Here is a 23,042-nt window from a genome sequence, read left to right as displayed (position 1 = left end):
GCCTCCGTTCAACGGACGTCGAAGCGAGCCTGCAGAGGCAGGCTCACATTCCGCAGCAGATCCCTGACCACCACCTGCGCAGTCCATGTGCCTTTCGGATCACTGGCCTCGGCCACGAACTTCAGGTGCAGGTTGGCCATGTACAACAGGGTTGGCGGGCCGGGCAGGGCAGTGGTGAAACAGGGAACATCGCGTTCGTCGATACTGGTACTGCCGTCCGGACGTAGCATGCGCAGATCGCAGTGCACCTTGGGTACGCGGTTCTCGTCCAGTTGCGGGTTGGACAGGAATGTCAGCAAGAACAATTCACCGCCCAGGTGGACTTCGTTGGCCTCGGTAAAACCGGGAGTGGTCTCCGGTGGGGTTTCCCACTTGGCCTGCCAGTCGGCATCGGAGGTAACCAGCAGCGATGCAGCAAAGCCACCGCTGGATTTCATAGCACCGGTCTCCGGCATCGCCTTGCCGTCCCCGTTTATCCAACCATCGCTGGCGGAGCTGTTCAGTGGCAGCATCATGGCCATCATGGCCAGCGCGTAGGTCCATCGCATCAACGGCTCTCCTTGGCAGCCGCGTTCCGCGGCAGAGCGGGCAGTATTGCTCAACCTTGCCCGGCAAAGCAGCCGGAGAGCCGGAGCAGAGTTTCCGTTGCCTGCCGATGTGGGCGATGCTTGCCAGCAAAGGAGGTGACATGGGAATCGGGAGCGAGGAAAAGCCGGGCGGTGATTCAGCATCACCCACGCCGCAGCACGTGCTGATGCTGCCCGGCCTGGATGGCTCCGGCAGGCTGTCGTTCCCGTTTCTGTCAACACTCCAGGCTCATGGGCTGACGACGCAGGCGATTACGCTGCCTGCGCAGGGAGGGCAGGATCACGCCACGCTGGCCCAACGGCTGTGGTCGCAGCTGCCCGGCCATCCCTTCATCCTGCTTGCCGAGTCCTTCTCGGGCCCGTTGGCGGTTGAACTGGCCACGCGACAGCCCGCCGGGCTGCGCGGACTGGTGCTTGCCGCGACCTTTGCGCGTCGGCCGGTGCCATTGCCGGCAGCCAGCGCAGCCCTGCTGACGCCGGCCTGGCCTCTGCCTCCCGTGGCATTGCTTGCGCGCCTGTTGCTGGGGCGGTGGCGCACCCGCGAGCACCTGTCGATGCTGCGCGATGCGCTGGCCCGGATTCCGGCGGCCACATTGCGGCAACGCGCCGCAGCGACCCTGCGCGTCGACGTACGCGCATTGCTGCCGGCAATCGACGTGCCGACGCTGTGCCTGCACGCGTGCCATGACCGCCTGCTGTGGCCGCCCAGCGTGGCAGAACTGCAGGCCCTTTTGCCGGATGCCCGGCATGTTTCGCTGGAAGGACCGCATCTGCTGCTGCAGGCACGCGCTGACGCAGCCGCAGCCGAAGTTGCCGCGTGGATGAGGACGCTGCCGTCCTGATGGAGGGGCTCAGCCCCGCGCGCGGGTACGTGCTGCCTTCTTCGCCGCCACCTTGCGCACGGTCTTCTTTGCCGCACGGGTCTTCGCTGCCTTCTTCGCCGCAGCGCTACGCGAGGCGGGAGTGCTGGACTTCTTGGCCACCGTCTTCTTTGTCGCCTTCTTTGTGGCTGTCTTGCGAGCCGGTGCCTTCTTTGCCGCCGCCTTCTTCGCAGGTGCCTTCTTCGCTGCCGTCTTGGGTGTGGCCTTCTTTGTAGCGGACTTCCTGGCAGGCGCCTTCTTCGCAGCCGTCTTGCGGGTCGCCTTCTTCGTACCCTTGCGTGCGCTGCCGCTACGCTTGCCGCCGCCATCCTGCTTGTTCACGGTAGCCCAGGCAATACGCTCGGCCGTGCCTTCGCTGGCACCGCGCTCGCGCTCGCTTTCCTCGATGTGCTCGGCCTGACGCTTCTGTTTATCGGAATATGCGGATTTGTCACCACGGGGCATGACAGTTCTCCTGTTGTTGTAGTCAGGCCAGCAGGCGCAGCCTGGGTTCGCGCGCCCACTGGCGGGTGGCGGTCGCTGCCAGGAATGCCTTGGCGTCTTCCGCTTCGACGATGCCGGCGTCGTTGCCGACCCTTGCCGCCTTCAGCAGCGCCTGGCCGCCCGCGTCGCTGGCGATGGCCTTCAGGTGCGCCCACGCCTGGCTGACGAACTCAAGGGCAGCGCTCTCTTTCGACAACGCCTTTGATGCCTCTACGCTCAGCACCACGGCCACCGCATCGAACACGGCCGATGGCGTGCCGGCCAGTTGCCCATCGGCGGCCTGTACGCTGCCGTCACTGAGCGTGGCGCCTCCCACTTTTGGTGCGACCAGCTTCACGTTTGCACCTGCCTTCCGGGCCGCTTTGCTCAGGCTGGCAATCAAGCGCGCGTCGGAGCCTTCGTCGAACAGGATGCCGATGCAGCGCCCTTGCAGGGTGGGTTTGTTGCGACCAATCACCCGCACTTCGGGGGCGGGGGGCATGTCCCGCACTGGAGTAGCGGTCGGCGCCGGGTCGGGCAGTGCAGGCAACGCCAACCCGTCGGCCACGCGCTGTGCCAGTGAGTCGTCGATATTGCGCAGGTGGCTGACGGTACGCACCCGCACCTTCAACGTTTCCACCTTGGACAACTCGAACACCAGCGCCGATGCCAGATGGGCCTATTCCGGCTTTTCAAGGCTACGGAAGAACATGCGGGCCTGGCTGTAGTGGTCGGCAAAGCTCTCCGCGCGGATGCGGCCCTTGCGGCCATCGTCCGTGCTGGCGTGACTGCGGAATCCGCTTGAGGCCTCGCGCGGTGTGTCTTCCTGCAGCGAGCTGGGATCGTAGGCCACCCGGCCCTTGGGAACCTGCATCTGCATGTGGCCGTCGCGCTGATGATTGGCAAACGGGCACTTCGGAGCATTCACCGGGATCTGGTGGAAGTTGGGGCCGCCCAGGCGCAGCAGCTGGGTGTCCAGATAGGAGAACAGGCGCCCCTGCAGCAGCGGGTCGTTGCTGAAGTCGATGCCGGGCGGCACGTTGGCCGGGCAGAACGCCACCTGCTCGGTCTCGGCGAAGAAGTTGTCCGGCCATCGGTCCAGCACCATGCGGCCGATGACCTGCAACGGCACCAGTGATTCGGGAATGATCTTGGTCGGGTCCAGATGATCGAACGGGAATGCGTCGGCCTCTTCTTCCGTAAACAGCTGCACTGCCAGCTCCCATTCCGGGAAGTCACCGCGCTGGATGGCCTCGAACAGGTCACGGCGATGGAAGTCATTGTCGGCCGACTGCAGCTTCAGCGCTTCGTCCCAGACCGTTGACTGGATGCCCAGCTTCGGCCGCCAGTGGAACTTGACGAAGGTCGACTCACCTGCCTCGTTCAGCAGGCGGAAGCTGTGCACGCCGAAGCCTTCGATCATGCGCAGCGAACGCGGAATGGCACGGTCGCTCATTGCCCACATGATCATGTGCATCGACTCGGGCATGAGCGAGATGAAATCCCAGAAGGTGTCGTGGGCCGTGGCCGCCTGCGGGAAGGCACGGTCCGGTTCCATCTTCACCGCGTGCACCAGGTCCGGGAATTTCATGGCGTCCTGGATGAAGAACACCGGGATGTTGTTGCCGACCAGGTCCCAGTTGCCCTCCTTGGTATAGAACTTGACCGCGAAGCCGCGCACGTCGCGCGGGGTGTCCACCGAGCCTGCGCCACCGGCTACCGTCGAGAAGCGGGTGAACACGGGTGTCTTCACGCCTACCTCGGTCAGGATGCGCGCTCGGGTATGCGCCTTCAGCGATCGGGTCAGCTCGAAGTAGCCATGTGCTGCGCTGCCACGTGCGTGCACGATGCGCTCGGGAATGCGTTCGTGATCGAAGTGGGTGATCTTCTCGCGCAGGATGAAGTCCTCCAGCAGCGTGGGCCCCCGGGTTCCCTGCCGCAGGGAGTTCTGGTTGTCCGCCACCGGGATGCCCTGATCGGTGGTCATCACCGGATGGCTGGCCCCGGCCTGCTGGTGCAGTTCATCACCGTCGCCCCGGTAGTGGTTTTCGGCGTGGGTGGTTGCGCGCTTGCCGGTCGGCTTGCTGGCGGCCATTGACGTTGGCTCCGGATGATCTGAAAGAGAACCACGACACTGGAACCGAGCCCGTTAAACCGAGGTCCGGCAAAGGTGAACGTACAGGCAAAAGCAGGCTCGGGTATGCTTGCCCCATGCGAGTCGAGCCCGCCGACATCGAAGCCCTGTTCGACGCCATCCCGGATGTGCTGTTCTTCATCAAGGACCTTCAGGGGCGTTACACCCACGTCAACCAGACCATGCTGCGGCGGCTGGGCCTGCGCGCGCGCAAGGACGTGATCGGGCGTACCGCGGCTGAAATCTACCCGACCGGCCTCAGCGCGGACTACGTCGACCAGGACGCCCGCGTGCTGTCCGGTGAGGTGATCGAGAACCTGATGGAGCTGCACCTGTTCGCCAACCGCGAACCGGGCTGGTGCCTGACCTGCAAGCGCCCGCTGGTGGTCGATGGGGCCATCGAGGGCCTGATCGGCATATCCCGCGACCTCGGCCAGAAGGACAGCCTGGGCACCCAATACGAGCAGCTGCGGCTGGCCCTGGCCCACCTCAATGCGCACTACGCCGAGAACGTGCGCATGCAGACCCTGCTGGACATCACCGGCTTCTCGCTGTCGAAGCTGGAGCGCAGCTTCCGCAAGGTGTTCCAGATGACCCCGCAGCAGGTGCTGACCCGACTGCGGATCCAGATGGCCATGCACCTGCTGCACGGTGACGACAGCATCGCCTGCATCGGCCAGGCCTGCGGTTTCAGCGACCAGAGCGCCTTTACCCGCAAGTTCAAGGCTGAAACCGGTTTCTCGCCGCGCGCCTACCGGGCCCGTATTGGTGGCAACGTCGGCGAGCCGGCGCTGGCCTGAGCCGCCTGCTGCGCTGTGCCTATCCCCGTGGGCACGGGACAGGGTAAGGTGTCGCCCCTGTAGCCGCCGCCAGCCCTGCCGATGCCCAACTCGATTCCGACCGCTTCGCCGTCCCGCCTCGGGCACTCGCTCAAGCCCCGCCAGCTGATCATGATGGGCCTGGGCAGCGCCATCGGCGCCGGCCTCTTCCTCGGCTCGGGCGTGGGTGTACAGGCGGCCGGCCCGGCGGTTCTGGTGTCGTATCTGGTCGCTGGTGCGCTGGTGATCATCGTGATGAACGCACTGGGCGAGATGGCGGCGGCCAAGCCGACCAGTGGCGCGTTCTCGGTCTATGCCGCTGATGCCATGGGAGCCACCGCCGGCGCCACCGTGGGCTGGCTGTGGTGGGTGCAGCTGGTGATCGTGATCGCCGCCGAGGCGGTAGGCGCGGCCGGGCTTCTTGCCACGGTCTGGCCGGCGATACCGGTACCAATGGCGGCGCTGGCCTTCATGCTGTTCTTCACCGCGATCAACCTGCTGGGAGTGAAGAACTTCGGCGAGTTCGAATTCTGGTTCGCCATCCTCAAGGTGGTGGCGATCCTGGCCTTCATCGCCATCGGCGTGGCGCTGCTGATGGGCTGGCTGCCGCAGGTGACCTCGCCGGGCCTGAGCAACTTCACCGAGCATGGCGGCTTCGCGCCGAAGGGGCTGGCCGGCATCGGCGCGGCGCTGCTGGTTGTCGTTTTTGCCTTTGGCGGCACCGAGATCGTAGCCGTCGCTGCGGCCGAAACCGAAGATCCCGAGCGCAGCATTGCCCGTGCCATCCGCACCGTGGCCTGGCGCATCCTGGTGTTCTACATCGGCTCGCTGAGCGTGATCATCGCCGTGGTGCCGTGGACCAGCGAGGCGCTGAAGTCGCCGTTCGCTGCGGTGCTGGATATCGCCCGCATCCCGGGCGCGGGTACGGCCATCACCCTGATCGCCGTGATCGCACTGCTGTCGGCACTCAATGCCAACCTCTACGGCGCCTCGCGCATGATGTATTCGCTGGCGCAGCGCCGCGAGGCACCGGCGGTGCTCGGCTGGACCGACCCGCGCCAGGTGCCGGTGATCGCCGTGCTGGCCAGCGTGCTGTTCGGCTTTGCCGCCACGGTGATGGAACTGCTGTTCCCGGACCGGGTACTGCCGGTGCTGCTGAACATCGTCGGTTCCACCTGCCTGCTGGTGTGGACGCTGTCGCTGGTGTCGCAGCTGGTGCTGCGCCGCCGGGCCGACCGCCTCGGCACCCGCCTGCCGTTCCGCATGGCCGGATTCCCGTGGCTGACCGCCTGTGCGCTGGCGATCCTGGCACTGATCTTCGGCCTGCTGCTGAGCGAGTCGCACACCCGCCTGCAGTTCCTGTCGATGGTGGCACTGACTGCCACGATCGCCGCCAGCAGCGCCATCGCCCGGCGCATGCGCGAGGCGTGACTGAAGCTGCCGGCCAGCGGCCGGCACTACCACGGGGGCTGCACATCCGCCGTGCCATCCTGATCGTGTGGGCCGCCCGCGGCCCGTCGACCAGGAGTACCGCATGCTGCGCAGTCGCCCCTTCCTGATGTTTACCGGCCAGGCCGAGGCCGCCCTGGCCCTGTACGCCGAGGCCTTCGCCGATTTCCGCCTGCTGGCAATGCAGCGCCATCCGGACGGCGCCGGTGCCGGCGTGCCGGGGCAGGTGCGCCAGGCCATCTTCCTGCTCGGCGGCACCCATTACCTGTGCTTTGACAGCCTGGACGTGCACGATTTCACCTTCTCGCCGTCGATCTCGCTGTTCGTGGAGTGTTCCGGCGCCGAGCAGTTCGAGCGTGCGGCACGCGTGCTGGGTGAGGGCGGCCATTGGTTGATGCCGGTGGGTGACTACGATTTCAGCAACCGCTACGGCTGGGTGCAGGACCGCTTCGGTGTCTCGTGGCAGTTGAGCCTGGGGCAGATGCCGGACCCGTGATCGGATGTTTGTGGGTGTGGACCTTGGTCCACACGCGCTTATGAAAACGGCCCGCTTGCGCGGGCCGTTCTCTTTACCGATGCCGCGAGGAATCAAGCCTCGACTTCATCATCCTTGTAGGCATCGACCGGGATGCAGGCGCACATCACGTTCTTGTCGCCGTACACGTTGTCGACGCGCGCCACCGGCGGCCAGTACTTGCTCTGCTTCAGGCTGGCCAGCGGGAAGGCGGCCAGTTCGCGCGGGTAGGCGTGGGTCCACTCGCTCGCGGTCACCGCGGTGGCGGTGTGCGGCGCGTTCTTCAGCGGGTTGTCCTCGCGGTCCAGGCGGCCGTCTTCGATCGCGGTGATCTCCTCGCGGATCTGGATCATCGCGTCGATGAAGCGATCCAGCTCGTGCAGCGACTCGCTCTCGGTCGGCTCGACCATCAGCGTGCCGGCCACCGGGAAGCTCAGGGTCGGGGCGTGGAAGCCGAAGTCGATCAGGCGCTTGGCCACGTCCTCGGCGCCGATGCCGCTGGTCTTCTCCAGCGGGCGCACGTCCAGGATGCACTCGTGTGCCACCAGGCCGTTGCGGCCGGTGTAGAGGGTCTTGAAGTGCGGGGCCAGGCGCTTGGCGATGTAGTTGGCGTTGAGCTGCGCGACCTGGGTGGCCTTGCGCAGGCCGTCGCGGCCCATCATCGCGATGTACATCCAGCTGATCGGCAGAATCGAGGCGCTGCCGAAGCTGGCAGCGCTGACCATGCCGACCGGGCCGTTGTCACCCAGCTTGCCCGGCAGGAACGGGGCCAGGTGCTCCTTGACCGCGCACGGGCCGACGCCCGGGCCGCCACCACCGTGCGGGATGCAGAAGGTCTTGTGCAGGTTCAGGTGCGAAACATCCGAACCCCACTTGCCCGGCTTGGCCACGCCGACCAGGGCGTTCATGTTGGCACCGTCGGTGTACACCTGGCCGCCGTGCTTGTGGATGATCTCGCAGATCTCCACCACCTCTTCCTCGAACACGCCGTGCGTGGACGGGTAGGTCATCATGATCGCGGCCAGGCGGTCGCTGTACTTCTCGGCGTTGAGGCGGATGTCCTCGACGTCGACGTTGCCGTTGGCATCGGTCTTGGTCACCACCACCTTCATGCCGCACATCTGTGCCGAGGCCGGGTTGGTGCCGTGCGCCGAGTCCGGAATCAGGCAGATATCGCGATGTTCCTCACCGCGCGAGCGGTGGTAGGCGCGGATCGCCAGCAGGCCGGCGTACTCGCCCTGCGCGCCGGAGTTCGGCTGCAGGCTGACCGCGTCGTAGCCGGTGCATTCCACCAGCATCGCTTCCAGCGTGTCGATCAGTTCCTTGTAGCCCAGCGCCTGGTCGGCCGGCACCAGCGGGTGGATCTGCGAGAACTCCGGCCAGGTCACCGGGATCATCTCGGCGGTGGCGTTGAGCTTCATGGTGCACGAGCCCAGCGGGATCATCGTGCGGTCCATTGCCAGGTCCTTGTCGGCCAGCGAACGCAGGTAGCGCAGCAGCTCGTGCTCGCTGTGGTGGGTGTTGAACACCGGGTGGGTCAGGAACGCGGACTGGCGCAGCAGGCCGGCCGGCAACGCGTCGGCGGTGCTGGCATCCAGTGCGTCGACGTCCAGCGAGGCACCGAACACGGCAGCCACGGCGACGATGTCGGCGCGGGTGGTGGTCTCGTCCAGGCTGATGCCGACCGAGTCGCTGTCGATCGCGCGCAGGTTGTAACCGGCGGCGCGTGCCTTGGCGTGGATCTCATCGGCGTGCACGCCGGTGACATGCAGGGTGTCGAAGAAGTCACCGCCGACCTGCACGCCGGCGTTGCGCAGCGCGGCGGCCAGGATCGAGGCCAGGCGATGGGTGCGGCGGGCGATGCGGGTCAGGCCGTCCGGGCCGTGGTAAACGGCGTACATCGAGGCCATCACCGCCAGCAGCACCTGTGCGGTGCAGATGTTGGACGTGGCCTTCTCGCGGCGGATGTGCTGCTCGCGGGTCTGCAGGGTCAGGCGGTAGGCCGGGTTGCCCTGCGCGTCGATCGAGACGCCGATCAGACGGCCCGGCATCGAGCGCTTGTAGGCGTCACGGCAGGCCATGAAGGCGGCGTGCGGGCCACCGAAGCCGAACGGCACGCCGAAACGCTGGCTGTTGCCGACCACGATGTCCGCGCCCCATTCGCCCGGAGCGGCCAGCAGGGTCAGGGCCAGCAGGTCGGTGGCCACGGCCACCAGGCCGCCGCGCGCGTGCACGGCATCGACCAGCGCCTTGTAGTCGCCGACCTGGCCGAAGGTGTCCGGGTACTGCAGCAGCAGGCCGAAGGCTTCCGCTTCCAGCGCTTCGGCCGGGGTGCCCACGCGCAGCACGATGCCCATCGGTTCGGCACGCGTGCGCAGCAGTTCCAGGGTCTGCGGGTGCACGGCGTCGTGCACGAAGAAGGTGTCCGACTTCGACTTGGCCGAACGCTTGGCCAGGGTCATCGCTTCGGCGGCGGCAGTGGCTTCGTCCAGCAGCGAGGCGTTGGCGATTTCCATGCCGGTGAGGTCGGCGCACAGGGTCTGGAAGTTGATCAGCGCTTCCATGCGACCCTGCGAGATTTCCGCCTGGTACGGGGTGTAGGCGGTGTACCAGGCCGGGTTTTCCAGGATGTTGCGCAGGATCACGTTCGGCGTGTGGGTACCGTAGTAGCCCTGGCCGATGAAGCTGCGCAGCACGGTGTTCTTGTCGGCGATCGCACGGATCTTTGCCAGTGCCTGCACTTCGGTCATCGACTCCGGCAGCGCCAGCGGCGCCGGCGACTTGATCTTGGCCGGTACGATGGCATCGGTCATGCCATCCAGCGACGCGTGGCCGACGACATCGAGCATCTGCGCGATCTCGGCGTCGTTGGGGCCGATGTGGCGCTCGACGAACGCATTGTGGTGCTCGAGCTCACGCAGGGAAGGGGTGTTCTGGGACATGGCGAAGGATCCGTCAGGAAAGGGCACACGCACGGGCACAAGCCGCCGGTCGGCGGTCTGCGGGGCGCCCCTCTGTCCTTTTGCCTGAGAGTTTAAAAGCGCGGCGGACCGCAGCTTCGTGCCCCTTCGGCGCCGGATCGAACCGGTCTCTCCAGAGTTCTGTTACGGGTGGTATCGGGCCTGAGCGATTACGGGCGTTGCGCCTTCGGCAGCGGTGTTCCGCTTCTCCCACCGTGTTGCCCGCCGATTATAGCCCGTTGCGGGCCCGCCGGCCGCCTCCAGGCATGGCCGCCGCGCCTGAATGGCCGATGGCCCGGTCGTGCGTTTTGTGCACCGCTGCATGGCATCGGGCGCAATCCCCACCTATGATGGGCGGATACCCGAATTCATCTGGCGCCGTCCCTGCAGAAGGGGACCGGCGCCCGCCGTGCGTGCCGCGCATGGCCCTGCCGGACGCCTTCCCCATGACCGCCGCTGTTGCTCCCTCCACCCGCCGCATGGCCCTGCTGCTCGCCGGTCTGGCCATGTTCGGTCCGTTCTCGATCGACACCATCTTCCCGGCGTTCCCGCAGCTGGCCCAGCGCCTAGCGGTGGACGAAGTGGCGGTGCAGCAGACCATCAGCGTGTATCTGCTGTTCTACGGCCTGATGAGCCTGGCGCACGGCCCGCTGTCCGATGCCTGGGGCCGCAAGTGGGTGATCCTCGGTGGCCTGGTGGTGTTCGTCGGCGCCTCGGTCGGCTGCGCGCTGTCCACCGACCTGACCACGCTGCTGGCGTTCCGCGCGCTGCAGGGCCTGTCGGCGGGTGTCGGCATGATCGTTGGCCGCGCGGTGATCCGCGATCTCTACCATGGCCACGACGCGCAGCGCCTGATGAGCCAGGTGTCGATGCTGTTCGGCATCGCCCCGGCCATCGCACCGATCATCGGTGGCTGGATCCTGCTCAGTGGCGCCGGCTGGCCGCTGATCTTCTGGTTCCTGGTGGTGTTCGGGCTGGTCCTGCTGGCGGCCACTGCACGCTACCTGCCGGAGACCCATCCGGTTGAAGCGCGCGTGCCGTTGTCGCCGCGCACGTTGATGCGTGATTACCTGCGCATCGGCTTCAACCCGCGCTTCCTGCGCCTGGCGCTGGCCGGCAGCATCGGCTTCGGTGGCATCTTCCTGTACATCTCCTCGGCGCCGGTGTTCGTGATGCAGCACCTGCATCTGGGCGAGGGCGGCTTCGCCTGGCTGTTCATCCCCACCATCGGCGGCATGACCACCGGCTCGTTCCTGTCCGGGCGCATGGCCGGGCACACCACGCCCACCCGCCAGGTGTCCATTGGGTTCGGCCTGTGCGCGTTGTCGGTGCTGCTGAACGTCGGCTACGTGGCGCTGTCGCCGCAGTTCGTGCTGCCGTGGGCGGTGCTGCCGATCTTCCTGGGCGGCATGGGCATGGCGCTGATCTTCCCGATCCTGGCGCTGGCGGTGCTGGACATGTACCCGCACCAGCGCGGCCTGGCCTCGTCGCTGCAGGCCTTCGTGCAGCTGATGATCAGCACCGTGGTGGCTGGCGTGGTATCGCCGCTGCTGAGCGCCAGCCCGCTGCACCTGGCGTTGGGCCAGGCGGCGTTCTTCGGTGCTGGTTTCGTGTTCTGGTACTGGGAACACCAGCGTGAACGCGCGGCGCAGGCAGTCTGCACGGGTCACTGAGCAGCGTGCAGGGGTAGGGCGGACGGGGATGCCGGCACATCCTTGCAACCGCGGACAACCGGACTAGGCTGGGCATTCCAGCCAGCCGGTGCGTGGATGCACGACAGCCAGCCAATCCGATGTCGTTGCATGAGGTTCCCCCATGGCTGCGCAGCAGACCTACCGCCTGTTCGAGGTGGCGCTGAAGGAGCGCCGCGTTCTCTCCCCTTCCCTGGACCGCATGGTGTTCACCGGTGCCGACGTGGCGCGGATGAAGACCGAAGGCCCGGACCAGCGCATCAAGGTGTTCTTCCCCTTGCCCGGCCAGGAGGTGCCGCAGGTCCCCAGCGGTGAAGACTGGTACCCACGCTACCGGGCCCTGCCGGATGACAAGCGCCCGCCGATGCGTACCTACACCATCCGCCAGCTGCGTGCGGAGCAGGGCGAGGTCGATGTCGATTTCGTCATCCACGGGGTGACCGGACCCGCTTCGCGCTGGGCCATGCACGCCCGCCCAGGCGACCGCGTGGTGTTGCTGGCCCCCGATGCCGACTGTGCCGAGAGCAGCGAAGGCTGGGAGTGGAAGCCACCAGCCGGTGTCGGCCAGGTACTGCTGGTGGCCGATGAAACGGCGTTGCCTGCGGTGGCGGGCATCCTCGAAGAGCTGGCGGACATGCCTGATCCGCCGCGCACGCTGGCATTGCTGGAAGTGGCCCAGGCCGGCGATGCGGTGCCGTTGAAAGCGCCGGGCACAGCCGAGCTGGTGTGGTTGCCGCGTGGGCAGGCCGCCTATGGCCAGCCGCTGCTGCAGGCGGTCCAGGAACGGCTGTCAGCGACCTCAAGCGTGGCTGCTGGCGATGCGCTGGAGGAGATCGACGTCGATACGCAGATCCTCTGGGAGCAGGCCGACACCTGCGTGGCCGGGCCGCTGTACGCCTGGGTGGCGGGTGAGGCGGGGGCGGTGATGGCGATCCGCCGCCACCTGGTGCGCGATTGCGGGCTGGACCGCCGCGCGATCACCTTCATGGGCTACTGGCGGCACGGCAAGGTGCTGGACTGACCATACTGGATCGAGCACGCGTGAAGCAGCGCTGCGGGCGGGGTGCGCTATCCTTGCGCCCCCCTTCGCAGCGGTACCGCACCATGTCCACCAGTTCCAAGACCCGCCGCGACCAGCGCCGTCGCCAGGAAAAGCAGGCCGCCAACAAGGCCGCCGCGCAGGCATCGCCGGTGGAACCGCATGCCGAGCTGCGCGATGCGCAGCGCACCCTGCTGGCCGGTGTCGTGCGCCGTGACGGCGAATGGGTGCTGGGCATGGACGGCCGCATCGCTGGCCACAGCGAGAGCGCTGCGCAGGTGCTGGCGCTGATCATGCAGGCCGGTGAACTGCACGAGCGCAACGGCACGCCGGTGCGCCTCATGTACTCCGATGCGCTGCGCGATGCCGCGCAGGCCGAAGCGAAGGAGAAGGGCCAGACCTTCGAGGAATTCAAGGCCGAGCTGGCCGCAGCGATGGCCGCGAAGAAGAACAGCTGACAGGCACTTCGGTAGAGCCGGCCGCTGGCCGGCTGCCAGACAGATGTCCACCGTGCAGTTGCCGGCCAGCGGCCGGCACTACCGGAAAGGGGCGGATCCTTTCGGATCCGCCCTTTTTCATTTCGCCGCCGGGGCCGCGTTGGCCTGCCAGCCGCACATCTGGCCTTTGACTGCTGTTTCGGTAGAGCCGGCCGCCGGCCGGCTGCCCGTTGGGTCTTCATCGCGTAGTTGCCGGCCGGCGGCCGGCACTACCGGAAAGGGACGGATCCTCGCGGACCCGCCCCTTTTTTCATTTTGCCGCCGGGGCCGCGTTGGCCTGCCAGCCGCACATCTGGCCTTCGTTTGATTGCTGTTTCGGTAGAGCCGGCCGCTGGCCGGCTGCCAGACAGATGTCCACCGTGCAGTTGCCGGCCAGCGGCCGGCACTACCGGAAAGGGGCGGATCCTTGCGGACCCGCCCCTTTTCTCATTTCGCCGCCGGGGCCGCGTTGGCCTGCCAGCCACACATCTGGCCTTCGTTCTGCTGCTTCAGCCACTCGTTGACCGGGGTGAAGTACTCGATCATCGGGCCGGCATCGAGCTTGTCGGTGCCGGTCAGCTCCTTCAGCGTGGCCTGCCACGGCTGGCTGGCACCCTTGCTCAGCATCGCCCAGTACTTCTGGCCGGCTTCCTTGTTGCCGTAGAAGGTGCACTCATGCAGCGGGCCCTTGTAGCCGGACGCGTCGCACAGGCCCTTGTAGAACTGGAACTGCAGGATGCGCGCCAGGAAGTAGCGGGTGTACGGGGTGTTGCCCGGCACGTGGTACTTCGCGCCCGGATCGAAGAACTCTTCGCCACGGGTGCTGGCCGGCGCCACGCCCTGGTACTTGGCCTTCAGGTCCCACCACGCCTTGTTGTAGTTGTCGGCGGTGATCGAGCCATCGAACACGCCCCAGCGCCAGCGGTCGATCATCAGCCCGAACGGCAGGAACGACACGCCCGACAGCGCCATGCGCATCTGGTTGTTGATGACCGCTTCGCGGCTTTCGGTCGGCGCATCAACCAGGCCGATCGAGCTGAGGTACTTGGGCGTCATCGCCAGCACGATGGTGTCGCCGATCGCTTCATGGAAGCCATCGTTGGCACCGCCCTGGAACAGCGGCGGCAGCGGGTTGTAGGCCAGGTCGTAATAGATGTGGCCCAGCTCGTGGTAGATGGTGGTGAAGTTTTCTTCGTTCGGCTTGATGCACATCTTGGTGCGCACATCGCCTTCCATGTTCATGTCCCAGGCACTGGCGTGGCAGACCACGTCGCGGTCATCGGGCTTGATGAACTGGGTCTTTTCCCAATACGACTGCGGCAGCGACGGCATGCCCAGCGACACGTAGAAGTCCTGGGCGCGCTCGGTCATCTGCCTGGCGGTACGCAGTTCGGCCTCGCGCTGTGCCTTGTACTGCGCCGCTACGTTGGCATCCTTGCCGGCCTTGGCCAACGCCGCGCTCAGGTTGGTCTGGTACTGCTTTTCAAGCGCTGCAGTGATGTCCAGGCTGCCGGCACCCGGATACGGCTCCAGCTGGTCCCACAGGTTCGACCAGTCCTGCTGCCACATGTTGCCCAGCAGGTGTGCGGCGATCAGGCCATTGCCCACTTCCGCCTTGTCCTTGCCGTAGGTCTTGTCCAACTTGCCGCGTGCGTAGCAGTGCAGCTGCTCGTACATCGGCTTGACCTGTTCCCACAGGCGATCGGTTTCCGGGCCGATCTGCTCCGGCGGCATGTCGTAGCCGCTGCGCCACATCTGGCCGGCATCGGTGAAACCCATGCCCTTGGCACCTTCATTCACCAGGCCGACGAACTTCTGGTAGTCGCCGCGCATGCTCTTGGTGGTGCTGTGCCAGCCCTGCCAGGCGTCGAGCTGCTTGTCGTAGTCGCGGCTGCGTGCCAGCACCTGCTCCAGCTCGCCCAGCTGGCGGCAGGAGTTGGGATCGTTGGCATTGGTGCAGTACTTGCCGGCACCGTAGCTGCCTTCCATGCGGGTGGCGATCTGGGTCAGCTCGGCCAGTTTGGCCGGGTCACGCGGTGCCGGCATCGAGGACATCAGCTTCAGCAGGTGGATCGCGCGCTTGCTGTCCTCGCTCATCGGCTTGCCGTCGAACTTGGCGGCCTGTTCGATCCAGCTGTTGAGCTGGGTCAGCGAGCGCTCGTTGGCCTTGGCCGCGATGCGTTCCGAATCACTGTTGATGTAGGTGGAGGACAGCCACTGCGCCGAGGTCATCTCCGGGTAGGCGGCCTTGAACTCGGCATTGATGCGGGCCACGAACTGGTCGGCGGTTTCGCCGGCCGGGGCGCTGCTGCTGGCGGTATCGGTGCCTGGGGCAGCTTCCTTCTTGCAGGCGGCCAGGGCCAGCGTGGCGGCGGCGATTGCCGAGGCCAGCAGGAGATGACGGTGTTTCACGGGAGGTCCTTGGGTGGTGAACGACGGCCGAAGGCTAGTTGGCCGTCGCCGCCACCGCAAGTGGCGGAAGTCGGCCGGGCGGCGCCCGGCGCCCGCAGAGGCCTTCAGGCAACGGCAAAGGCCGAAGCAACAGCAACAGCGGACCATCCGTGGTTTGGTGGGGCGGTGTCGGAGTGCGGGGACGCCGCAAGTACGTCCTTGTAGGCTTGGCAGCCGCATCCATGCGGCTGACACCCCGCACTCCGACACCGCCCCACCTCTGACAGATTCCGTGCGCTGTCGGTAGGTGTCGACCTTGGTCGACACCTCTGTCAGATATCGACAATCAAAATGGGGTCGGATCCGTTTTCCGGAGGAAAACGGATCCGACCCCAAGGTCGTTCCAACCGATTGCGGAAAACTGTCGAAGGCGGGGTGGGTCCGGTGGCGGGAGTGTCCGCGGCATGGATGCCGCGGCCAAGCCCCCATGGATGGGTTTACGGCGTCTCCCGCCACCGGACCCACCCCGCCATCCCACGGAATGCATGCTGTTGCTGTTGCTTCGGCCGTTGCGGTTGCAGTTGCCTCTGCAGGTGCAGGGCTGCAAGCCCTGCCGAACAACCCTCAACCTTCGCAGCTGGCGAACACGTCGCGGTTGCGCTCATACAGCGAGGTCTTCACCTGCATCAGGCCCAGCACCGACGGGAACAGGTTGTCATGGTCGGTGTAGGCCGCCGAACGCTTGCGCACGCACTGCAGGTCCAGCCCGCGGCTGCTGGCGAAGCCCTGCGAGAACCACATCGTCATCGGTACCCGGGTCTGCTCGGCCGGCGCGATGGCGTAGGGCACGCCATGCAGGAACAGGCCCTTCTCGCCCAGCGACTCGCCGTGGTCGGACAGGTAGATCATCGCCGTGTCGTAGTCCTGCATGCCCTGCAGCGTGCCGATGGTCTTGGTCAGGAAGTGATCGGTGTACAGCACGGCGTTGTCGTAACTGTTGGTGATCTCTTCGCGCGAGCAGCGGCCGATGTCGCGGGTATCGCAGGTGGGGGTGAAGCGGCGGAACGCGGGCGGGTAGCGCTCGAAGTAGGCCGGGCCGTGGTTGCCCAGCTGATGCAGCACCACCACCCGGTCGCCCGGCTTTGCACGTACCTGGGTGGCCAGGTCCTGCAGCAGGATTTCGTCCATGCAGCGGCCGTCAGCGCACAGGCCCGGGGTGGTCGCATCGGACAATGACTGGAAGTCCAGGCCTTCGCACACGCCCTTGCAGCCGGACTGGTTGTCACGCCACAGCGGCGTAATACCGGCACGGTTCAATACGTGCAGCAACGACTGGTGCGCGCGGATCTTCTTCTCGTCGTAGTCGTGCCTGCCCCATGGAGAGAACAGGCACGGCAGTGAAACCTCGGTGCTGGTGCCGCACGAGTGCATGTCCGGGAAATTGATCACGCTGGCCTGCGCCAGTTCCGGGGTGGTGTTGCGGCCACCGTTGAGCCCCCAGTTCTGCGCGCGCACGGTCTCGCCCATGACGATCACCAGCAGGCGCGGCTTGCTGGCCGGCGCGCGCGGGGTGGCTTTGGCATCGGTGCCGATCGGCAGCTTCGGTGCGCGCTGCACCGGGTTGTCGCCACGCAGTGCACGCGGCATGCCCAGCAGCACATTGGCCGGGGTGGCGAGGTAACGCACTTCGCGCTGGTTGCGCATCAGTGCCGAGACATCCTGGAACGAGATCAATGCGCCGCCCACCGCCGTCACTGCCGCCACCACCAGGAAGCCGACGCGCCAGAGCAGGCTGCGGCCCCAGCTGCGGCGGCGCAGCTGCACGCGCCACAGCACCGCCATCGGCAGCACTGCCAGCAACAGCACCGGCCACACCAGCGATATGGTCATCAGCTCGCGGCTTTCCTTGGGATCGGTCGCCAGCACGTTGCGCAGCATGTCCGCATCCAGGTAGATGTGGTAGCGGCTCATGTAATGCGCAGCGAATGCGGTCACCAGCAGCAACAGGCTGATCACCACCTTGGCGTTCCAGCGCCAGACCAGGATGCCCAGCAGCACGCCGTGCGCACCGAGCAGCAACAGCAGCAGCGACAGCGCGTAGCGCAGGCTGCCCGGATGGCTGGCCATCGCGCTGTGCCAGAACAGGCCGTTGCCGGCCACTGCGAAGAACAGGCTGGTCAGTGCGATCAGTGCTTCGGTGGACAGCTGCGGCCGCCAGCGGCGAAGGTTCGCCAACGCGGGAAGGCGGGCGGGGCGTTGGACCGATGCACTCATGCGTTTGCCTCCTGGCGGTGGGGACGGGCCAGCTGACGGCGGGTCAGGACGCGTTTGACGATCAGATACAGGCCCAGCGAAAGCAGCCAGCAGATCAACGCAGTAGCAACGTCATGCGAAAGGAAATGCGCGCCCCGCAGCTGCTGGCTGACGCCGAATACCAGGCCGGTGCCAAGGCCGATCCACAACCCGGCCCAGCGCCATGAAGGGCGCCACAGCAAGGCGAAAAAGTACAGGGACAACCATGCATAACCTGCGCTGGCGTGGCCGGCCGGGAAGCAGGCCTGCGCGGCCATGCCTGCGGGGCGCGCCGTGAAAAGCCCGATGAACGGCTGGTGGCCGCCGTAGCGCAGCAGGTCCCAGGGGCATTCCATGGGCACCAGCGACTTCAGCAGGGAGATCACACCGGTGCCCAGGGCCATGGCAATCACGACATAAAGCAGCGCCCACCGCAGGGTGCGATCGCGACCCTTACGCCAGTGGTGGAAGCACAGCAGGATCGCCACGAGCGCAGCAGCCGTGCTCAGCCACTTGCCGGCCTTGTGCACCACCGTGCGAGTGACCCAGGCGTCCTGCAGCGCCCAATGGCCACCCTCAAGGCGGAACAGGTGATCGGCCACCCATTGGTCGCCGCCGAAACCCATCAGCAGCGTAAACAAAGGCAGACCGATTGCGACAGGCAGCCAGAGGTGAGTTACGGCAAATCGAGACGCCAGTGGCGATGTCGCAAGCGGCGCTACCGAATCAAGGGGACGGACGGGCATGCTGGGAAAGGGCGGGTCGGGAATCCGCGGCCATGCTCGTCACCTGGATGTCGGAGAAGGGTCGGACGCTCGTTCGTGCCGGGTTAATGCTTGCCCGGCACGTGTCAGCGTTCAGTCTTCTTCAGCGGTCGCGCCGGCCCGTTCGGCGTGGCATTCCGCGTCCCACGCGGTACCGGGAAGCAGTTGCCAGCGATTCCTGTTGGCAATACCGATATCGATCACCTTGCTCGGGTCCACGCACGGGCTCATCGCATCGTCCAGCACCAGCAGCCAGCGCTTGTCCGGTGCCTCGGCCAGCCACGGGCCGGCGTCGTGCCACTGCTCGGCCCAGGGCCGCTTGAAGCCGAACTCGCGCACCGGCCGGTCGGCCTGCAACAGGTTCTGCTCGCGCCAGGCCACCAGCGCCAGTTCGGCGTCGGGTCCGATCCGCGCGCCCACCCGGCGCATGAGTGCCGACGCCGAAGCGAAGGGGTCCAGGGCAGGCATCAGCACCAGGCCGTAGAGCATCCACAGCATGCCGTGGGTCAGCAGTACCAGCGTCGCGGCACGGCGTACCCGCAGCCACACGATCAGCGTGGCCAGGGCAATGGCGAAGGTCAGCAGGCCATCGCCCAGCACCGGCAGCAACGTCTCGGGCATGGCGCGGCGTTGCAGTTGCGCCAACGCCCATGGGTGCTCGGTCATCAGCATCACGCCGAGTACGCCGGTGGCCAGCATCAGCACCACGCTGTAGCCGAACAGGTAGCGGCGCACGCACACGCGGCGCAGCAGGCCGGGCAGCAGCGGCGCCACGGCCAGTGCCATCGCCGGCAGCATCGGCAGCAGGTACACCTCGCGCTTGCCCGGGCTGGCACTGAAGAACACCAGTACCAGTACGGCCCAGCCCAGCAGCAGCCACTGGCGGCGATCGCCACGACGGATGCGGCGCCACCAGGGCTTGAACAGCATCGGCAGCAGCAGGCTGCCCGGCAGCCACAGGGTCAGGATCACCTGCAGGTAGTACCAGGCCGGCTGCCGGTGGTGCCAGGCATTGGCGTAGCGGGTGCCGGTCTGCTTGAACAACAGCTCGTGCGCGTAGGCCTGCAGTTCGGCGCTGGGCGTATGCAGCAGGGCCCAGCCCAGCGGCGCCAGCCACACGCCCACGCCCAGCAGGAACGCCGGGATCAACCACAGCAGCGTTGCCGGGTGCGGACCCTCCACACGGTGCCCGCGACGGCGCTGGTACAGCCACCAGCCGAACCAGGGCAGCACCAGCAGCAGCGGCAGGAAACCCACGCCCTTGGTCACCGTGCCGAGGCCGGCGGCGAAACCGGCCAGCCACAGCGCGGGCAGGTTGCGACGTTCGCACAGGTGCCGCATCAAGCCCCACAGGGCGACGGTGGTCATCCCCACCAGCACCATGTCGATCTGCGCACGCTTGGCCATCAGCCCGAACTGCAGGGTGCAGAACAGCGCCGCGAGGGCATAGATGGAATGCCGCGGCGACCACAGCCGCCGTGCCAGATCCGACACCAGCCACAGACTCAGCAGGGCGCCCAGCAATGACGGCAGCAGGAACGACCATTGCCAGCTGCCGACCACCTCGTAGGCGGCCGCCTGCAGCCACATGAACACCGGTGGTTTCTCGGCATACAGCTCGCTGCCACGATGCGGCAGCAGCCATTGCCCGCTCTCGACCATGGTCCGTGCGGCCAGCACGAAGCGCGGCTCGTCCGGTGGCTGCGGCTGCCGAAGGCCGATGCCCGCTGCCAATGCAGCAATGATCAGCAGCCACAACAGGGGCAGTCGCCAACGGCGGGGCAGGGCTACGGGCACGGCAGGCTCCGGGAGCAAAACGGCCATTCTGAGGTGGCAGGGGTGGGAAAAGCGTCAGAAGGGGGCGGGACGACCGCATTCCGACATGGGCGGCGCTACCATGGTACGAACTTCCGTGGATGTTTCGTGCATGCGTCTGTTGGTGATCGAGGACAACCGCCAGCTGGTGGCCAACCTGTTCGACTATTTCGAGTCGCGCGGGCATGTGCTGGACGTGGCCCCGGATGGCATCACCGGCCTGCACCTGGCCGGCAGCCACCCCTACGATGCGGTGATCCTGGACTGGATGCTGCCGCGCATGGAGGGACCGGAAGTGCTGCGCCGGCTGCGTGCCGAGCACGCGTCGGAGGTGCCGGTGATCATGCTGACCGCGCGCGATGAACTGCCGGACAAGATCGCCGGTTTCCGCGCCGGTGCCGACGACTACCTGACCAAGCCGTTTGCCCTGCCCGAGCTGGAGGTGCGGCTGGAAGCGCTGCTGCTGCGTGCGCAGGGCCGCAACCCGCGCAAGCGCCTGCAGGTGGGCGATCTGGTGCTGGACCTGGCGACGCTGGAGGCCCAGCGTGAGGGCCTGGTGCTGCACCTGTACCCGGCCTGCCGCAAACTGCTGGAAGTGCTGATGCGGGCCAGCCCGGGTGCGGTGACGCGACAGCAGCTGGAGTTCGCCCTGTGGGGTGACGAGCCGCCGGATGGCGACCTGCTGCGTTCGCATGTCTACGAGTTGCGTCGCAGCGTTGACGGTCCGTTCGCCGAGAAGCTGATCCACACCCTGCCGCGCGTGGGTTACCGGTTGGCGGTAGTGGAGGGGGCCGACGCCGGCAGGAATGCTGATGAGGGCGCGTAAGCCGGGGCCGTTGTACAGGCGCGTGGTGTGGTGGTTGCTGGGCTATCTGGCGCTGCTGTCGATCGCGGTGTTCAGCGTCGGCAACTACGTGCACGAGCACGCCGAGCATGCTGCCTGGCGCGCGCTGCTCAACTCCGAGCTCGACAGCATCATCGAGCATGTCGAGCACGAACCGCACTATCGCTGGCAGGATTCGGACACGCTGAGCCTGTACCGCTTCGACGCGGTCAACCTTCCCGATAGCCTGCGTACCCTGCATCCAGGGCTGCACGACGGCGTAATGGTCAAGGGCCGCGAGACGGCGGTGATGGTGCGTGAAACCCAGTCGATGGGACGGGTCGCGCTGGTACTGGACATCTCCGACTTCCATGACCTGGAACAGTTCGCCACGCGCTGGGTGATGCTGGCCGGGGTGATCATGATCTTCGTTACCGTGCTGATGGCTTCGTTCGGCATGGAGCGGATGGTGCGTCCGCTGAGCCTGCTGGCACAACACATCGCCGCGCTCAGGCCGGGCGTGCAGGGGCAGCGCATCGAGGTCGACCCGCGCGGCAGCTCAGAGCTGCACACCATTGCCAATGCGTTGAACGATTACCTGGACCGCAACGAGCAGTTCGTCGAACGCGAGCGGGTCTTCATCAGCACCGCCAGCCACGAATTGCGCACGCCGATTGCGGTGATGACCGGTGCCGCCGAACTGGCGCTGGAGCAACCGGGCCTGCCCGAGCGTGCGCGCCAGCAGATGCAACGGGTACTGCGCACCGCACAGAGCGTGGAGCAGCTGATCGAACTGCTGCTGGTGCTGGCGCGTGATCCGGCGCGACTGGCGGCGCGTGCCGAGCGCATCGCGCTGGACCAGCTGCTGCCGGAGATCGTCGACGACCATCGCCACCTGCTGGGCGACAAGGACCTGAGCATCGGCATCCAGGCCGCACCGGTGGACATCGTCGCGCCGCTGGCGGTGGTGCAGGCAGCGATCGGCAACCTGCTGCGCAACGCCATCGAGAACAGTGGCCGTGGCCACATCGAATTGCGCCTGAGTTCATCGGCGGTGCTGACCCTGCAGGACCCGGGACATGGAATGAGCCCGGAAGAGATCGCGGCGATCCATGCGCGGATGGCCCGTGGCGAACGCGCCGATCGTGGCGGCGGCATCGGACTGGATCTGATCGCGCGGCTGTGCGAGCACCTCGGATGGACCCTGCAGCTGCAGCCCTGCGAGCCGCGTGGCACGCGTGTCACGCTCGATTTCAGTGCCTCGCGACCGTGCTGATCCGGCCGTTCGTGTAAATGCCAACCTTGGTTGGCATGCCGTTCGTCGACCAAGGTCGACGCCTACCCAGGCGGTGGCTGTCCGTGTTCTGGTAGGTGCCAGCCCTGGTTGGCATGCCTCGGCGGTGGCTGTCCGTGTCCTGGTAGATGCCAACCTTGGTTGGCATGCCCCGGCGGTGGCTGGGCGTGCTCTGGTAGATGCCAACCTTGGTTGGCATGCCGTTCGTCGATCAAGGTCGACGCCCACCCAGGCAATGGCTGTCCGCTTCAACGCCCGTTCGGTCGCGCCACGTGCTGGTCGATCAGGATCACGTTGCCGTCGGGATCGGCCAACTGCAGATAGCCCGTACCCTGGCCATCAGGATCGGTGCGGACCGCCAGTTCGATGCCCCTGGCGTCCAGCTCTGCCTGCAGCTCACGCACATCCTGGAAGTGGGGCAGTTCCTGCTTGTGCTGGTCCCAGCCGGGGTTGAAGGTCAGCAGGTTGCCCTCGAACATGCCCTGGAACAGCCCGATCACCGTGCCGTTGCTGCGCATCACCAGCCAGTTCTGTGCCGGATCGCCGCCGGTGACCGAGAAGCCCAGGGCTTCGTAGAAGGCACGGGAGGCCGCGAGATCCTTCACCGAGAGGCTGACCGAAAAGGCACCAAGCTGCATGGGTGGGCTCCCTG

The 23,042-nt window shown here is 66.6% G+C and carries 17 protein-coding genes, 1 pseudogene and 1 riboswitch; of the genes and pseudogenes, 9 read left to right on the top strand and 9 right to left on the bottom strand.

Going from position 1 to position 23,042, the window contains the following annotated elements; genetic code table 11:
• Positions 1-8: 8 nt before the first annotated feature.
• Positions 9-515 carry a hypothetical protein gene (locus ACZLHH_RS17450; protein WP_459057004.1) on the bottom strand — a complete coding sequence of 169 codons (507 nt, stop codon included), beginning with the start codon at positions 513-515 and terminating at the stop codon, positions 9-11.
• A 173-nt stretch (positions 516-688) separates the two neighbouring features.
• Between ACZLHH_RS17450 and ACZLHH_RS17445 the strand changes: the two genes are divergently transcribed.
• Complete coding sequence (locus tag ACZLHH_RS17445) at positions 689-1,429, top strand: alpha/beta fold hydrolase (RefSeq protein ID WP_180844201.1); 741 nt, start codon at positions 689-691, stop codon at positions 1,427-1,429.
• A gap of 9 nt (positions 1,430-1,438) precedes the next feature.
• Here ACZLHH_RS17445 and ACZLHH_RS17440 read toward each other — a convergent pair whose 3' ends face one another.
• Entirely contained in the window at positions 1,439-1,912 is a 474-nt protein-coding gene (locus tag ACZLHH_RS17440) for a hypothetical protein (protein ID WP_049463124.1), read from the bottom strand.
• A 22-nt stretch (positions 1,913-1,934) separates the two neighbouring features.
• A pseudogene (locus ACZLHH_RS17435) lies at positions 1,935-4,025 on the bottom strand (catalase).
• 116 nt (positions 4,026-4,141) lie between these two features.
• On the opposite strand from ACZLHH_RS17435, the gene ACZLHH_RS17430 reads away from it, so the two are divergent.
• The 3 genes from ACZLHH_RS17430 to ACZLHH_RS17420 all read left to right on the top strand — a co-directional run bounded on the left by ACZLHH_RS17430 (position 4,142) and on the right by ACZLHH_RS17420 (position 6,827).
• Positions 4,142-4,864, top strand: coding sequence for an AraC family transcriptional regulator (locus ACZLHH_RS17430; protein WP_032127825.1), 723 nt, complete (start codon positions 4,142-4,144; stop codon positions 4,862-4,864).
• An 81-nt stretch (positions 4,865-4,945) separates the two neighbouring features.
• Complete coding sequence (locus ACZLHH_RS17425; protein ID WP_180844203.1) at positions 4,946-6,313, top strand: amino acid permease; 1,368 nt, start codon at positions 4,946-4,948, stop codon at positions 6,311-6,313.
• A 103-nt stretch (positions 6,314-6,416) separates the two neighbouring features.
• Positions 6,417-6,827: a VOC family protein gene (locus tag ACZLHH_RS17420; RefSeq protein WP_005410627.1), complete on the top strand. Its 411-nt coding sequence runs from the start codon at positions 6,417-6,419 to the stop codon at positions 6,825-6,827.
• 92 nt (positions 6,828-6,919) lie between these two features.
• Here ACZLHH_RS17420 and gcvP read toward each other — a convergent pair whose 3' ends face one another.
• Positions 6,920-9,787 (bottom strand): aminomethyl-transferring glycine dehydrogenase, encoded by a 2,868-nt coding sequence (gene gcvP, locus ACZLHH_RS17415; protein WP_125895311.1) that lies wholly within the window; start codon positions 9,785-9,787, stop codon positions 6,920-6,922.
• Between the two features lie 62 nt (positions 9,788-9,849).
• Positions 9,850-9,952: riboswitch (glycine riboswitch) on the bottom strand.
• A gap of 299 nt (positions 9,953-10,251) precedes the next feature.
• Here gcvP and ACZLHH_RS17410 point away from each other — a divergent pair.
• The 3 genes from ACZLHH_RS17410 to ACZLHH_RS17400 all read left to right on the top strand — a co-directional run bounded on the left by ACZLHH_RS17410 (position 10,252) and on the right by ACZLHH_RS17400 (position 12,993).
• Positions 10,252-11,478: a multidrug effflux MFS transporter gene (locus ACZLHH_RS17410; RefSeq protein ID WP_180844204.1), complete on the top strand. Its 1,227-nt coding sequence runs from the start codon at positions 10,252-10,254 to the stop codon at positions 11,476-11,478.
• Between the two features lie 142 nt (positions 11,479-11,620).
• Positions 11,621-12,517 carry a siderophore-interacting protein gene (locus ACZLHH_RS17405; protein ID WP_180844205.1) on the top strand — a complete coding sequence of 299 codons (897 nt, stop codon included), beginning with the start codon at positions 11,621-11,623 and terminating at the stop codon, positions 12,515-12,517.
• 83 nt (positions 12,518-12,600) lie between these two features.
• Positions 12,601-12,993: a hypothetical protein gene (locus ACZLHH_RS17400; protein ID WP_008265644.1), complete on the top strand. Its 393-nt coding sequence runs from the start codon at positions 12,601-12,603 to the stop codon at positions 12,991-12,993.
• A 465-nt stretch (positions 12,994-13,458) separates the two neighbouring features.
• Here the strand turns inward: ACZLHH_RS17400 and ACZLHH_RS17395 are convergent, their stop codons facing one another.
• From ACZLHH_RS17395 to ACZLHH_RS17380, 4 genes are all read right to left on the bottom strand, one after another.
• Entirely contained in the window at positions 13,459-15,423 is a 1,965-nt protein-coding gene (locus ACZLHH_RS17395; RefSeq protein WP_180844206.1) for a M2 family metallopeptidase, read from the bottom strand.
• Between the two features lie 603 nt (positions 15,424-16,026).
• The gene (locus ACZLHH_RS17390; RefSeq protein ID WP_180845414.1) at positions 16,027-17,676 is read right to left on the bottom strand and encodes a phosphoethanolamine transferase; all 1,650 of its coding nucleotides are present in this window, start codon (positions 17,674-17,676) and stop codon (positions 16,027-16,029) included.
• Positions 17,673-18,440 carry a phosphatase PAP2 family protein gene (locus ACZLHH_RS17385; RefSeq protein WP_180845415.1) on the bottom strand — a complete coding sequence of 256 codons (768 nt, stop codon included), beginning with the start codon at positions 18,438-18,440 and terminating at the stop codon, positions 17,673-17,675. Before ACZLHH_RS17385 ends, ACZLHH_RS17390 begins: the two co-directional genes overlap by 4 nt.
• Positions 18,441-18,551: 111 nt before the next feature.
• Positions 18,552-20,255 (bottom strand): ArnT family glycosyltransferase, encoded by a 1,704-nt coding sequence (locus tag ACZLHH_RS17380; protein ID WP_107431480.1) that lies wholly within the window; start codon positions 20,253-20,255, stop codon positions 18,552-18,554.
• Positions 20,256-20,385: 130 nt separating this feature from the next.
• Between ACZLHH_RS17380 and ACZLHH_RS17375 the strand changes: the two genes are divergently transcribed.
• Positions 20,386-21,099: a response regulator transcription factor gene (locus ACZLHH_RS17375; protein WP_049421248.1), complete on the top strand. Its 714-nt coding sequence runs from the start codon at positions 20,386-20,388 to the stop codon at positions 21,097-21,099.
• Positions 21,086-22,372 (top strand): sensor histidine kinase, encoded by a 1,287-nt coding sequence (locus ACZLHH_RS17370; RefSeq protein ID WP_180845416.1) that lies wholly within the window; start codon positions 21,086-21,088, stop codon positions 22,370-22,372. Before ACZLHH_RS17375 ends, ACZLHH_RS17370 begins: the two co-directional genes overlap by 14 nt.
• A gap of 266 nt (positions 22,373-22,638) precedes the next feature.
• Here the strand turns inward: ACZLHH_RS17370 and ACZLHH_RS17365 are convergent, their stop codons facing one another.
• Positions 22,639-23,028: a VOC family protein gene (locus ACZLHH_RS17365; protein ID WP_032129859.1), complete on the bottom strand. Its 390-nt coding sequence runs from the start codon at positions 23,026-23,028 to the stop codon at positions 22,639-22,641.
• Between the last annotated feature and the right edge of the window lie 14 nt (positions 23,029-23,042).

Source organism: Stenotrophomonas sp. 28608_Sma (genome assembly GCF_056486185.1).
The sequence above is the reverse complement of the archived record's forward strand: the minus strand, read 5'-3'. Positions and strand labels throughout refer to the sequence as shown.